The organism is Bacteroidota bacterium (assembly GCA_013696965.1).
In the GTDB taxonomy this organism is placed as follows: Bacteria; Bacteroidota; Bacteroidia; order JACCXN01; family JACCXN01; genus JACCXN01.
On record JACCXN010000023.1, the window covers coordinates 1 to 12519 of the forward strand.

At 34.4% G+C, this 12519-nt stretch carries 12 protein-coding genes; 6 read left to right on the forward strand and 6 right to left on the reverse strand.

All coding sequences use genetic code 11. The features are described 5' to 3' along the window. Positions 1 to 238: 238 nt before the first annotated feature. Together H0V01_04065 and H0V01_04070 are read right to left on the reverse strand one after the other, a co-directional pair. Positions 239 to 1930, reverse strand: coding sequence for a sodium:solute symporter (locus tag H0V01_04065; protein ID MBA2582547.1), 1692 nt, complete (start codon positions 1928 to 1930; stop codon positions 239 to 241). A 101-nt stretch (positions 1931 to 2031) separates the two neighbouring features. Beyond that, entirely contained in the window at positions 2032 to 4521 is a 2490-nt protein-coding gene (locus H0V01_04070) for a PIG-L family deacetylase (GenBank protein MBA2582548.1), read from the reverse strand. A 228-nt stretch (positions 4522 to 4749) separates the two neighbouring features. Between H0V01_04070 and mtgA the strand changes: the two genes are divergently transcribed. Next, a complete protein-coding gene (gene mtgA / locus H0V01_04075; GenBank protein MBA2582549.1) occupies positions 4750 to 5493 on the forward strand; it encodes a monofunctional biosynthetic peptidoglycan transglycosylase in 744 nt (247 codons plus the stop codon). A gap of 43 nt (positions 5494 to 5536) precedes the next feature. Here the strand turns inward: mtgA and H0V01_04080 are convergent, their stop codons facing one another. Continuing rightward, on the reverse strand, positions 5537 to 6406 hold the full coding sequence (locus H0V01_04080) for a hypothetical protein (protein ID MBA2582550.1): 870 nt from the start codon (positions 6404 to 6406) through the stop codon (positions 5537 to 5539). Positions 6407 to 6408: 2 nt separating this feature from the next. After that, positions 6409 to 7089, reverse strand: coding sequence for a futalosine hydrolase (gene mqnB / locus H0V01_04085; protein ID MBA2582551.1), 681 nt, complete (start codon positions 7087 to 7089; stop codon positions 6409 to 6411). A gap of 69 nt (positions 7090 to 7158) precedes the next feature. On the opposite strand from mqnB, the gene H0V01_04090 reads away from it, so the two are divergent. The 4 genes from H0V01_04090 (at position 7159) to H0V01_04105 (ending at position 9975) form a co-directional block, all read left to right on the forward strand. Further along, entirely contained in the window at positions 7159 to 7572 is a 414-nt protein-coding gene (locus tag H0V01_04090) for a 6-carboxytetrahydropterin synthase (protein MBA2582552.1), read from the forward strand. Positions 7573 to 7706: 134 nt separating this feature from the next. Next, entirely contained in the window at positions 7707 to 8354 is a 648-nt protein-coding gene (gene folE, locus H0V01_04095; protein ID MBA2582553.1) for a GTP cyclohydrolase I FolE, read from the forward strand. A 61-nt stretch (positions 8355 to 8415) separates the two neighbouring features. Continuing rightward, positions 8416 to 9291 (forward strand): ACP S-malonyltransferase, encoded by an 876-nt coding sequence (gene fabD, locus H0V01_04100; protein MBA2582554.1) that lies wholly within the window; start codon positions 8416 to 8418, stop codon positions 9289 to 9291. Between the two features lie 45 nt (positions 9292 to 9336). Next, positions 9337 to 9975, forward strand: a complete 639-nt coding sequence (locus tag H0V01_04105) for an outer membrane beta-barrel protein (protein MBA2582555.1) — start codon at positions 9337 to 9339, stop codon at positions 9973 to 9975. Here H0V01_04105 and H0V01_04110 read toward each other — a convergent pair. Continuing rightward, positions 9970 to 10716, reverse strand: a complete 747-nt coding sequence (locus tag H0V01_04110; GenBank protein MBA2582556.1) for a capsular biosynthesis protein — start codon at positions 10714 to 10716, stop codon at positions 9970 to 9972. The genes H0V01_04105 and H0V01_04110 overlap by 6 nt on opposite strands. A gap of 376 nt (positions 10717 to 11092) precedes the next feature. On the opposite strand from H0V01_04110, the gene H0V01_04115 reads away from it, so the two are divergent. Continuing rightward, a complete protein-coding gene (locus H0V01_04115) occupies positions 11093 to 11455 on the forward strand; it encodes an SPW repeat protein (GenBank protein ID MBA2582557.1) in 363 nt (120 codons plus the stop codon). Between the two features lie 81 nt (positions 11456 to 11536). Here the strand turns inward: H0V01_04115 and H0V01_04120 are convergent, their stop codons facing one another. After that, positions 11537 to 12517, reverse strand: a complete 981-nt coding sequence (locus H0V01_04120) for an SDR family oxidoreductase (protein ID MBA2582558.1) — start codon at positions 12515 to 12517, stop codon at positions 11537 to 11539. Between the last annotated feature and the right edge of the window lie 2 nt (positions 12518 to 12519).

A 12519-nucleotide genomic window follows, 5' to 3' on the forward strand; every position in this document is an offset into this window, starting at 1 on the left:
CCAATGCTGTCATTCCGATTGAAGCGAAGCGCAATGAGGAATCCCTTTAATGACAGCTTGTTTTTTTAGAAAAAACAAGAAATCCTCACTAACATCATCTCATTAAATGCAGCGAACCTTGTTTTTGAAAGGCTTCTCCATTTTCCAAGACTCCGGTGATGGTATAATAATAAACCCCCTGGCTGCACTGTCATTTCAGAATGAAGCGAAGCCTAAGGAAGAATCGCTATCAAAGTGCTTAAGTAGAACGAAGCCTATAAAACCACCCCAAAACCAATGCCAACCCAATAACCAATGCACATCCAATCACATTGTACCAAAGAAAACCAATATCAGAATAAAGGTAAAGCAAAATTACGGTTACCTGTGTGATAATGGCAGCAATGAAAACCTCCTTTGATTTTATTATTTTGATGTAAAAAGCTGAAAGAAAGATTCCAAGAATGGTTCCGTAGAATATGGAACCCAGAATATTTACCGCTTGAATCAGGTTATCGACCAGTGAAGCAAAAGTGGCAAATAAAATAGCTATAAGCCCCCAAAAAACAGTAAACCATTTGGATGCACTTAAGTAATGTTTATCAGAACCAGAAGGATTTATCCGCCTTTTGTATATATCAATTACGGTTGTAGAGGCAAGGGCATTAAGTTCTCCTGAGGTGGAGGACATTGCTGCAGAAAAAATTACTGCCAATAATAATCCAATAATACCGGTAGGAAGATATTTCATAATAAATGAAATAAAAATGTAATCAGTATCCTTTGCCTCAGAGCCTGGAATTGCATTTTTAATTATGCTTTGGCTTTCTTTTCGTAGTTTTTGGTCTAATTTCCCTGCAATCCTAATTTTGTTTGCAGCCTCTTTCGCTGTTAGATCATTTCCTGAGTTAAGAGCTGTAACATACTGATTAATCTGCTCTTTTTTGTATTGAAAGGTGCTTGCATGTGCTTTTTCCACTTCTCTCATTTCATCCTCAAAAGGAGTATTATAAACCTTTTGTGTTAAATTTTCATTGAAAAATACGGGCGATTGTTCAAATTGATAAAACACAAAAACCATTATCCCGGTAAATAAAATCAAGAATTGCATTGGTATTTTAACAATTCCATTGAACATTAATCCAAGTCGGCTTTCTTTCAATGATTTACCCGATAAATAACGCTGAACCTGTGATTGATCCGTTCCAAAATAGGACATGGCAAGAAATAAGCCTCCTGTAATTCCAGACCAAAAGGTATATCGGGTGGTAAAGTCAAAAGAAAAATCTACAACATTCATTTTTCCCATTGTGCCTGCAATGGAAACCGCATTGGAAAAAGTAATATGTTGGGGCAAAGAGTTTACAACAATAATAAATGCAATGGTCATACCTGCCAATATTACAAGCATTTGTTGTTTTTGCGTTTGGCTTACTGCCTTTGTTCCCCCAGCAACTGTATAGATTATTACCAGGAAACCAATAAATATGTTGGTGAAATTTAAATTCCATCCTAAAATAGAAGACAAAATAATAGCGGGTGCATAAATTGTAATTCCTGCTGCAAGCCCACGTTGCACTAAAAAAAGAAATGCAGCTAGTAATCTTGTTTTATAATCAAAGCGGTTTTCTAAATATTCATAAGCTGTATAAACCTTGAGTTTGTAGTAAATTGGCAGGATGGTAAAAGAAATTATTATCATGGCAATGGGCAAGCCAAAATAAAATTGGATAAAGCGCATGCCATCTTCAAAAGCCTGACCAGGAGTTGAAAGAAACGTAATAGCACTAGCCTGGGTGGCCATAATGGACAAGCCAATTGTATACCATTTCATCTCATTGTCACCCTTAAGGTAACCTTCAATGTTTTGGCTACCCCTGGACTTCCAGGTACCATAAATTACAATAAAGGCAAGGGTGCCAAACAGAATTATCCAATCAAGGTTTGCCATTGTAAACTAAAGTTAAAATGTAAAAACACAAGATTAAAACAGTTGTAAATGCAAGTACAAATAGGTACATGCCATTCCAGTTTTTAAAAAAGGGCGGTTTATCATTGTTTTCTTGCTCCACTCTGATTTGTATAAGATATTAGGTTTACAAATAAACGGTATGCTCCTGGAACTCCTGCTGGCAACTGTCTGAAGAAAGAAATACCTGTATAAATAAAACTTCCTTTTCCATAATGGGTCACTATTAAACTTCCATGTTGAGCTTTTTCATCCTTGTCGTGCATGGAAAATACTGTTTGATAATTTTCCTGAAAATCTTCAGCGAAATATATTCCTCTTTCCTGCACCCAGCCCTCAAAGTCCTGGGAAGTTATTTTATTTGGAAAATTTAATAAAGCATGTGTGGGCTTTGTAAATTCAACTTCCGCATTTTCATCAGTTACCCTGTTTCTGCCTATTTTAAAAGGATAAGGGCCTATCTGAAAATCAATAGTTCCGGTAAAATTGCTGGTATTATATTGTACAATAAGATTGCCTCCATTTTCAACAAATTGCAATAATTTCCTATTGCTCATTTTAAGTTTGTTGTTTGTATTATAGGCCCTGATTCCAGTAATTATCACTTTAAATTGATTTAAATCCAGCGCCTCTAGCATATCATCAGTTAAAATGGATACCTCATAACCCAGTTGTTCCAGGTAAATCGGAATGTCATCTGCTCCCGGTATATACGCAATTTTAATTTTGTTTAAAGAGATATCGAGTTGCGATAAACTCGATTTTGATTCATTAATAAGGGTCTGAACAGGAATGTGATCATAATTAATTCGGGTAATACTCTGATTAAAGGTTTTATTGTTGGAATTAGCAAGCGCTTTCATTTCAAAAGGCCCGGTAGAATTTGTGTCGGAGGGCGGAAGCACAATGAAATTAACTGCCATTTCTTCTTCTTTTTGATTTAATAAAAAAGATTGACTCTCGGGTTCTGATCTCCAACCCCGTGGAAGTATTAATTTTACATTTCCCGAAACATTCTCTTTACCTGCCTTAACGGTGAGGTTTACCAGGCTTTTTTCCTTCTTCTTAAATAAATAAACCTGCTTGTTGAAATTTACCATCACCTCTGGAATTACTTCAAAATCCCGGTATAGTTCTCCATCCACCGGGCTTACCCATTTATAAACTAAAGGACGGGTAAAATGCAATTCCTTATTTCCAACACTAAAAGTAAAAACCGCTTCAATTGTTGACGGACCTTTTGGTGCAGCTAAATTAAGCGTATCATTTATTTGAAATAATCCTTCTTGGGGCGTATCCTGCAACCAAAAGGGATTCGTATAATTTTTATCAAAAGGGATAACAAGTGAAATTGGAATTGTCAATGGTTCATGTTTTTTAATAGTTACATTAACTAAAGTATCTTTAATCCCTTTTATTGAAATGTTTTTTAAATTAAAATCCGCATTGTTTCTTATCAATACATATGCCTTGGTATTTATTTGCTGACCCGGATTTGCAGAATAAGTATCCACAAATGCTTCAAAAAATAAACCTGCACAATCTAAAATTATTTGCTCAAGTTCCTGCCTTTTTACGGTCTTTATTTCAGTGTTTTTAATCAGGTTTAATTGTTCATGGGCTTTTAAAAGATAGGGAATGCTTTTTTCAGGAGCCGATGGATTGTAATTTTTTATTGTTTCATCTATAGCCTTTTCAAAGCCGGCTCCTCCTTGTATTTTAGAAACAGATAAGATTACATTTTCAAAAATATCTTTTTGTGCTCTTTCTCCTGCCAAATGTTTAAACCATTCGATTTGTGGCCCTCTGTTTCGCGCAGAACCAAATCCCTGACTCTTGTGCATGCTACGGCTTTTTGAAGCGATTTCTCCATAAGAGCTCCCTAATAAAGCATTGTAACCTCCTACATCAAGTTTTAATAAATCAGTTGTATCGGCATTGGAATTCCTTTGGGGTTGAAAAGTATTCCATAAAAGTCTTTTTGGCTGCCATAGTTGAGTATATTTTAATTGCCAGGGGAATTTTTCTTGATTAGCGGCAGCTTCAAAAGCCTCAACTGCAAGCATTGCAGAAGCAGTATGATGTCCGTGTCCCCCTTCGCCCGTTGTTGGAAACCGGGTTATAATAATATCCGGCTTGAAATTTCTTATTACCCATACTACATCTGAAAGAATTTCATCCTTGCCCCATTTCTCAAAAGTTTCTTCAGGTTTTTTTGAATAACCAAAATCAACTGCACGTGAAAAAAATTGTTCTGCACCATCCACGCTTCTTGCAGCTAATAATTCCTGGGTTCTTATAATTCCTAATAATTCAGCCTTTTCTGTGCCAATTAAATTTTGTCCTCCATCTCCCCTTGTTAAAGACAAATAAGCAGTTTTACACTTTTTTTCACTCACCATCCAGGATAGCAATCTGGTGTTTTCATCATCAGGATGTGCTGCTATATACAATACTTTTGCAGGATTTTTAAGTTTTTCAATATTAAGCCTGATTTGTGCAGCATCTGCTTGTTTATAAGGTTGGGCTTCAGCCAAAAAAGGCATTAACAGGACTAAAAAAAATAAGCGCATCGATATTTAATAGTTAAATGAATAGTGGCAAAGATATGTTTTTGAAAATAATTTAAAGAAACACAACTTTGATTGCTCGGATTTTTTTTGACACTAAACTGTTTATTATCCATTAATACTTACTAAAAGCAACAATTTGTTCTAGATGGTGTATCCAGGACAGAAAAACAATCACTTACTTGAAATTACGTTGTAAAATTATTTAGATTTGCGGCCAATTTTATTCGGATGAAAAAGAAATCAGGAACATTAAAAAGAATTTTAAAATCCCTGTTAAAGGCAATTATTGGCTTGTTTGTTTTTAGTTTACTTATTGTCTTGGTATTTAAATGGGTTCCTGTTCCAGTTACTCCATTAATGTTAATAAGGCTGGCAGAACAAGGCATTGAGGGGAAAGATTTCAAACTCAAAAAAGATTGGGAACCATTAGATAAAATAGCTCATTTGCCACTAGCAGTGGTAGCTTCCGAAGATCAGCGTTTCCCCCATCATTGGGGATTTGATTTTGAATCCATTGAAAAAGCTTTCAAAGCAAATAAAAAAGGCAAAAGGATTAAAGGCGCTAGTACAATAAGCCAACAAACAGCTAAAAATGTTTTTTTATGGCAGGGACGAAATTATTTAAGAAAAGGCCTCGAGGTATATTTTACAGCCCTTATTGAACTTATTTGGGGAAAAGAAAGAATCCTTGAAGTTTACCTGAATGTAATAGAAATGGGTGATGGTATATACGGGGCACAGGCCGCCTCTCAAGCTTATTTTAAAAAAAATGCCTCTAATATTTCATCTCAACAAGCAGCCCTTATAGCGGCAATACTACCAAACCCAAGAAAATATTCCGCTCATAAGCCCTCAGGTTACATTCAAGGTAGGCAACAATGGGTTTTAAGGCAAATGAGAAATATTGGAAAACTGGATTTTGAGCCACAAGAAAAATCACAAGAAAAGCCAAAAAAAAGAAAAGGCAAGTAATACTAACTAAATGCCACTTTTAGGTAAGTTTGCATTGTTAAATTCAATCAACCAAAATTACACACCTGGGCAATAGGACCTTTAAAATATCAACATCATACTTATCCACAAAATTACCCCTCAAATCAAGACTTTGGAGTTTTTGAAGATTAGAAATATTTTCATTCAGATGAGTAATTTTATTGTTTTTCAAGGAAAGATGTTTAAGGTTTTTTAGTTTTACAAAGGAGGATGGAAGAATCCTTATTTCATTTTCATCAAGAATAAGTTCTTCAAGATTTTTTAGTTGGCCAATGTTTTCCGGCATTTCTTTTAAATTACATTTTACCAGGGTCAGCTTTTGGATACTTTCCCAAAGAAACAAATCATCAGCAAGAGTATCTAAAATTGTATTGAAAACAGTCAATTCCGAAAGGGAAGGCATCTTGCTAAGAAAGGGGGCTAGGTATAGAGTATCTTTGTTGTTTTGAATATTTAGGGATTTTAAACGGTAAAGGTTTTGGAATGAAGCCGGAAGTGAATCCAAATTCGTATCAATTAATTCCAGGTACATCAGGTTATTTAGCTTTCCAATATCTTCTGGCAAATCAGTTAATCCATTTTTTCTGCTGGATAAAAAAAGCAAGCCCTCAAGTTCACATATTTCATCTGGTAATTTTGTAAGGTAATTATTTCCAAATTGTAAAGCCTGAATATACTTTAGGTGAACTAATTTTTGTTGTTCCTTTTCGAAATATTGGTCAGTTAGATCAAGTTTAAAAGCTTTCTCCCAGTTTTTTGAAGCTGTGCTTATAGAAGAAAAAACGGGTGCATTATAGGTGCCAGATGTTTTAAAAGTTATTGGAGCATTTTTTTGAGAAAAAAGCAAGAAACTGTATAAAACCAAATTGATAACTAAATAAAATTGCTTCATAATTAAAAGGCGTTAAGAATTGCAAAGGCAGTTTCGTTTAAATTTTTTACGGCAAGGGGAATATCCCAGGATGCACGATTTCTTTTTTCAATAAAATTTGAAATTGACCTTATTTGAATACACGGAATTTTACTTTCGAAACAACTGTAAAAAAATGCTGCTCCTTCCATGCTTTCTGTTTGAGCATTATATTGATTAATTGTTTTTTCTATACTTTTTTTCTCACCGTGTACCAAATTTACTGTAATGCTTTCAACCTTTTGTAATAAGCCAATTACAGGATTTTTAACTTTGTTGATATTTATTAGCTTGTTGTTTGTAAATGGAAATTCATTTTCATCCATTAGCCCTAGTTCTGGCAAAGAGATAAATTTATCATCATCCTGGGCTCCCAATTCTGAAAAAACATCAGAAATTATTTCAACAACTTCACCTTTATTTACCTTTGAATTAAATGTACCGGCAATACCAAGGTTTAGTGCCAGGTCAAAATCATATTTGCCAAACACTCTTGCACATTCATAAGCAGTTGCTACCATTCCAATGCCTGTAACAAGTATATAAATGGTTAAAGAATTATGGGTGTATTTTCGTAATTTCCTATCAAGGACTTCAATCAATTTAAGATTATTTAAAAGGGGTGAAATTTCCTTTTCTGTAGCAACAACTATAATAATAATCATGCTACAAAGATATTTATTTTAGTGCAGCCTTTAAATTTTGGTTTATCTTTGTTTTTTATCTTAAGAAAAATGATTTTTATTACACGCAAAGAACATTTTAATGCCGCACATAAATTATGGCGGGAGGAGTGGAGCCAGGAAAAGAACATGCAGGTATTCGGAAAATGTTCAAACCCCAATTGGCATGGGCACAATTATAATTTATTTGTAACTGTAAAGGGAAATCCCAATCCTGAAACAGGTTTTGTAGTTGATCTTAAACACCTCAGTAAAATAATCAGAGCCAATGTAATTGAGGATCTTGACCATAAAAATATTAATTTGGATGTGCCATGGATGAAAGGAAAAATGGCTTCTACAGAAATTTTAGTTATTGAAATCTGGAAGAGGCTTCAAAAGGAGGTTGAAGGCCTTGGATGTGAGTTGCATTCCATTAAGCTCTTTGAAACAGAAAATAATTTTGTGGAATATTTTGGCCTTTAAAAATAAGTTTTGCGATTTTTATTTGCCTTTATAAACCAGTTGTCATTAAATGGAACAAGCCTATGAGCTTAGTTATAAGGAACACACAAAATTTTATATAAGATTCCTTTGCATTTTTAATTAAATTATTCCTAATGAATCAAAAAGACGATACAAGTTTTGAGAATTTTGAAGAAACTGAAATTCAAGGTTATTCAAAACTCGATAAATACAACAAAGGAAAAATAGATTCCATTGCTGGGAGCTACCGTTCAATATTGGAAGATATTGGAGAAGACACAACACGTGAGGGCTTGTTAAAGACCCCGGAACGTATGGCAAAGGCAATTCAGTTTCTTACTCACGGATACGATCTTAACCCTGGGGAAATTCTTAAGTCAGCTATTTTTAAGGAAGATTACAAACAAATGGTTTTGGTGAAAGATATAGAAGTTTATTCTCTTTGTGAACACCATTTACTGCCTTTCTTTGGAAAAGCATATGTAGCATACATTCCAAATGGTTATATCACCGGTTTGAGCAAAATACCCCGTATAGTAGATGCCTTTGCCCGAAGATTGCAAGTTCAGGAACGCCTAACCTACGATATAAGAGATTGTATCCAGGAAACTTTAAACCCTTTGGGCGTTGCTGTTGTTATTGAATGTTCCCATCTTTGCATGCAAATGAGAGGAATTCAAAAGCAAAATTCAGTAACAACCACCTCTGCTTTTACCGGGGAGTTTTTAAAGGACTCTACCCGTGCGGAATTTATTAGTTTGATTTCAGCAAAACTCAGCTAAAAAAATAGTTATTTTTAGCCTTTTAAATTAAAGACAGTTTTTACATTAATATAGCGTATAAATGAAAGCATATATTTTTCCAGGGCAAGGTTCTCAATTTTCAGGAATGGGTAAAGACCTTTATGATTCTTCAATTCAGGCAAAAAATATTTTTGAACAAGCAAATGATATTCTTGGTTTTAGGATTACAGATATCATGTTCAGCGGAACTGAAGAAGATTTAAGACAAACAAATGTTACACAGCCTGCAATTTTTTTACATTCAGTTGTTAAGGCAAAATCATTAAAATCAGAGTCAAGACCAAATATGGTTGCTGGCCATTCACTGGGAGAATTTTCCGCATTAGTAGCAAATGAAACATTAAGTTTTGAAGATGCTCTTGTACTTGTTTCAAAAAGAGCAATGGCAATGCAAAAAGCTTGTCTTGCTCAACCATCTACCATGGCAGCCATAATTGGGCTTGCCGATAATGTAGTTGAGGAAATTTGCAATACAATAACAGAAATAGTTGTTCCTGCTAATTATAATTGCCCTGGACAATTGGTTATTTCCGGCTCAATTAAAGGAGTAAATATTGCCTGTGAAAAATTAATTCATGCAGGTGCAAAGCGCGCCTTGATTTTACCTGTGGGAGGTGCTTTTCACTCACCCCTAATGGAGCCTGCACAAACAGAACTTGAAGCAGCAATTCAAGCAACTAATTTTATGCATCCTTTTTGCCCTGTTTATCAAAATGTAACTGCTTATGCTGTTTCTGATCCAGAACAAATTAAAAAGAATTTAATTGAGCAACTTACATCTCCTGTAAAGTGGACTCAAACGGTTTTGAAAATGATTGCCGATGGAACAAATGTTTTTGTTGAAGTTGGCCCTGGAAAGGTTCTTCAGGGATTAGTGAAAAAGGTTGAGCGTAATATGGAAGCCTATAGTGCTTAATTAATTTGAATAGAAGTTAAACTTGCAGTTAATTAGAGGAATTAAATGAAGAAAATTATTTTATTGTTTGTCCTGTTTGTAGGGGTTTGCTTTGGGTCTCAAGCTCAGTTTTTACACGCTTATGGCGCAACCCTAGGTATTACCAGAGCAACGGAAATAGGATGGCTTTCTGCTTCTGATACTCCTCAAAAAATGAAATACCGAACAGGATTTAACGGAAGTTTGTTTTTGGAATTTTTTAATCATGATGTTTTCACCTGGGTTATGGAAGCCCAATACAATCAAAAAGGAGTAAGAATGCTTGATGAATTTGGCAATGTTGATTTCAAACACAGGACCAATTATGGCAGTTTTAATAATTTTTTAAAAGCAAGAGCAGAGGGTATAGACATAAATTTGTATGTTTTAGCAGGACCACGCATTGAATATTTGATTTCTCAAAATTCCACTTTACCTTTTAATCAATTGCATTTTAGTATTTCAGGTGGAGTAGGTTGTGATTTTAATTATTGGGAACCCATTATCTTTTTTACCGAAGTGCATTTTAACCCTGATATTACCCCTTCTGCTAATGTAGGTCGCGGACAAACTATCAGAAATCGGGCCTTGGAATTAAGAATAGGAATTAAAAAGAAAATTCAATCAGGACGTAATAGAGATGTTTGTCCGCCCGTTTTTCTATAATTGGCTGTTTAAAAGGTTCTCCTTTTTTAAAATTTTATTCAGGTATTTTTCTTTTCTGCACTGTTCAAGCAAATTTACGTGATTCATGTTATGGCAATCACTTCCTAATAATTCAATCATGTCTTCATCCACCATTCGTTCAGCAATTTTTTTTGTGTCCAGTGAATAATGGCCAGTAAGGGAATTGATATTCATTTGAAACAACACTCCTTTTTCCTTGAGTTCGTAATATTTATTAAAATCCCTGTACCAATAGGTATATCTTTCTGGATGAGCCAAAACCGGCTTGTAACCATTGGTTTGCATTAAAAAAATCGCATTGTTTAATGAATCAGAAGGACTTAAAAATCCCAATTCAAATAAAACATATTTATCCCCAAAGGTTAATAATTTATTTTGATCAATTTTTTGTTCAAAATCAAAATCAAGATAATATTCTGCTGCGGCTTCCAACTCAATTTCAATACCTGCATTTTTCACAGCTTCTCTTAATTTTGCAAGTCCTGATAAAATAATTTCAGGTGTGTTTTTGTAATAATCACTCATTACATGTGGGGTTGTTATTAATTTTTGATAACCCTGTGATTTAAAATAGTCAATTATTTGCAGGGATTCTTCCATAACTTGTGCTCCGTCATCAATACCAGGTATTAAATGGGAGTGTATATCACATTTTAATACGGATAAATCAGCAGGGGCAAATTTGGGCTTTGGGAAAAATAAACTACTTATGAAACTCATGTTTTATTTTTGATTCTGAAAAGATAAAGGTATTAAAAAAACGATAAAAGATACACAGCAAAAAGGCTAGGGAGTACCTTGGGAAACATTGGCTTAATCTGAAAAGGATTAATAATTTTAAATTTAGACATTGCTTTAACATCCGGATATATCCTGATACCCTATAAAAAACCAATATTTTGCCCGCTTTTCCTTGATTTATCCCATTTGCAATTTCATAATTGGAAGTTTTCTCCTGTAAATGGAACTTTTAAAGGCATATGGCCTTGAAATAACCCATTTTTATGAGAAAACAACATCTTTTGAAAAACAGGCACAGTTTTATTGCAAATTACGGTGATAAGTTTATTTAGTAACCAATTAAAATTAGAATAAAATGAAAGTTATATCATCAAAAGCCCATGGAGTTATGGATTATATTATAGGCATTGCATTAGTTGCCGCTCCCTGGCTGTTTCAATTTGCTCGTGGAGGAGCTGAAACATGGGTACCTGTAATTTTAGGTATTGTAGTTATTGTTATGGCTTTATTTACAGATTACGAACTCGGTGTATTCAAAATTACACCTATGAGCACACATCTTTGGATTGATGGTGTTCTCGGAGTGTTTTTATTGCTTTCACCTTGGATTTTCGGATTCTGGGGCTTTGTTTTATGGCCCCATGTAATTGTTGGAATTCTTATGGCAGGTGTATCATTAATGACAGAAACAACAACAGTTCACATAAGAGTAACTTAGTAGATAATGCCTCTAATAACAGGGAAAAAAGGCCTGTCTTGGTTTTTGTTAAGACAGACCTTTTAATGTGTTTGCTTTTAATTAATATTTTTGCTCAAACCAATCCAGAGTAATTTTTAAACCTTGCTCAAAATTCACTGTCGGTTCATATGCTAATAAGTTCTTAGCCTTTGTTATATCAGCCAATGAATCCCTAACATCTCCCTTTCGTTCATTTTTAAATTCAGGCTCCACGGAAGCCTGGGTTAATCCCTTTAGAATAGTGAACATATCTAAAATAGATGTCCTATCCCCATAAGCAATATTAAAAACTTCCCCCAAAGCTTCTGTATGCTTAGTGAAAAGTGCCTTAATATTCGCTTGTACTGCATTCTCAACAAAAGTAAAATCCCTGGTTTGTTTGCCATCACCAAATATTTTTGGTGAAATATTATTTTTTAAGGCATCCATAAACAAAGGAATTGCTGCTGCATAAGCTCCCTTAGGATTTTGCCTTGGTCCAAAAATATTGAAATATCTTAATCCAATTACTTCTGTCCCATATACTGATGCATAAACACCAGCATAAAGTTCATCTATATATTTAGAAACGGCATAAGGTGATAAAGGCTTTCCTATTTGTTCCTCTGTTTTTGGAAGGATCTTACTATCGCCATATACAGAGGAGGAACTTGCATAAACAATACGCTTAACCCCTGATTCCTTTGCTGCTGTAATGATGTTTAAAAAACCACTTGCATTTACGCTGTTTGTTGCAAGTGGGAATTCTATGGAACGAGGCACAGAACCAAGAGCTGCCTGATGTGATATAAAATCAATATCCTCGCAGGCATTCATGCATGTGGCATAATTTTCAATTGAGCCTTTAACAAGTTCAATTTTATTTAAAAAAGGTTCCAGGTTTTCTAGAAATCCGGTTGACAAATCATCAAGAACCTTGATTTTTCCTGCATTATATTTTACAAGGTATTCAACAATATTTGAACCGATAAAACCTGCCCCACCCGTAATTAAAAATTTATATTTACTTAAATCGCTTGAATGATAAGGTTTTTCGAACATCT

Bases quoted from the DNA above. Each gene is read 5' to 3' on its own strand.
- H0V01_04080 (MBA2582550.1), bottom strand. From the start codon at position 6,406: ATGAAGCAATTTTATTTAGTTATCAATTTGGTTTTATACAGTTTCTTG.
- H0V01_04105 (MBA2582555.1), top strand. From the start codon at position 9,337: ATGAAGAAAATTATTTTATTGTTTGTCCTGTTTGTAGGGGTTTGCTTT.
- H0V01_04090 (MBA2582552.1), top strand. From the start codon at position 7,159: ATGATTTTTATTACACGCAAAGAACATTTTAATGCCGCACATAAATTA.
- fabD (MBA2582554.1), top strand. From the start codon at position 8,416: ATGAAAGCATATATTTTTCCAGGGCAAGGTTCTCAATTTTCAGGAATG.
- H0V01_04120 (MBA2582558.1), bottom strand. From the start codon at position 12,517: ATGTTCGAAAAACCTTATCATTCAAGCGATTTAAGTAAATATAAATTT.
- mtgA (MBA2582549.1), top strand. From the start codon at position 4,750: ATGAAAAAGAAATCAGGAACATTAAAAAGAATTTTAAAATCCCTGTTA.
- H0V01_04110 (MBA2582556.1), bottom strand. From the start codon at position 10,716: ATGAGTTTCATAAGTAGTTTATTTTTCCCAAAGCCCAAATTTGCCCCT.
- mqnB (MBA2582551.1), bottom strand. From the start codon at position 7,089: ATGATTATTATTATAGTTGTTGCTACAGAAAAGGAAATTTCACCCCTT.
- H0V01_04065 (MBA2582547.1), bottom strand. From the start codon at position 1,930: ATGGCAAACCTTGATTGGATAATTCTGTTTGGCACCCTTGCCTTTATT.
- H0V01_04115 (MBA2582557.1), top strand. From the start codon at position 11,093: ATGAAAGTTATATCATCAAAAGCCCATGGAGTTATGGATTATATTATA.
- H0V01_04070 (MBA2582548.1), bottom strand. From the start codon at position 4,521: ATGCGCTTATTTTTTTTAGTCCTGTTAATGCCTTTTTTGGCTGAAGCC.
- folE (MBA2582553.1), top strand. From the start codon at position 7,707: ATGAATCAAAAAGACGATACAAGTTTTGAGAATTTTGAAGAAACTGAA.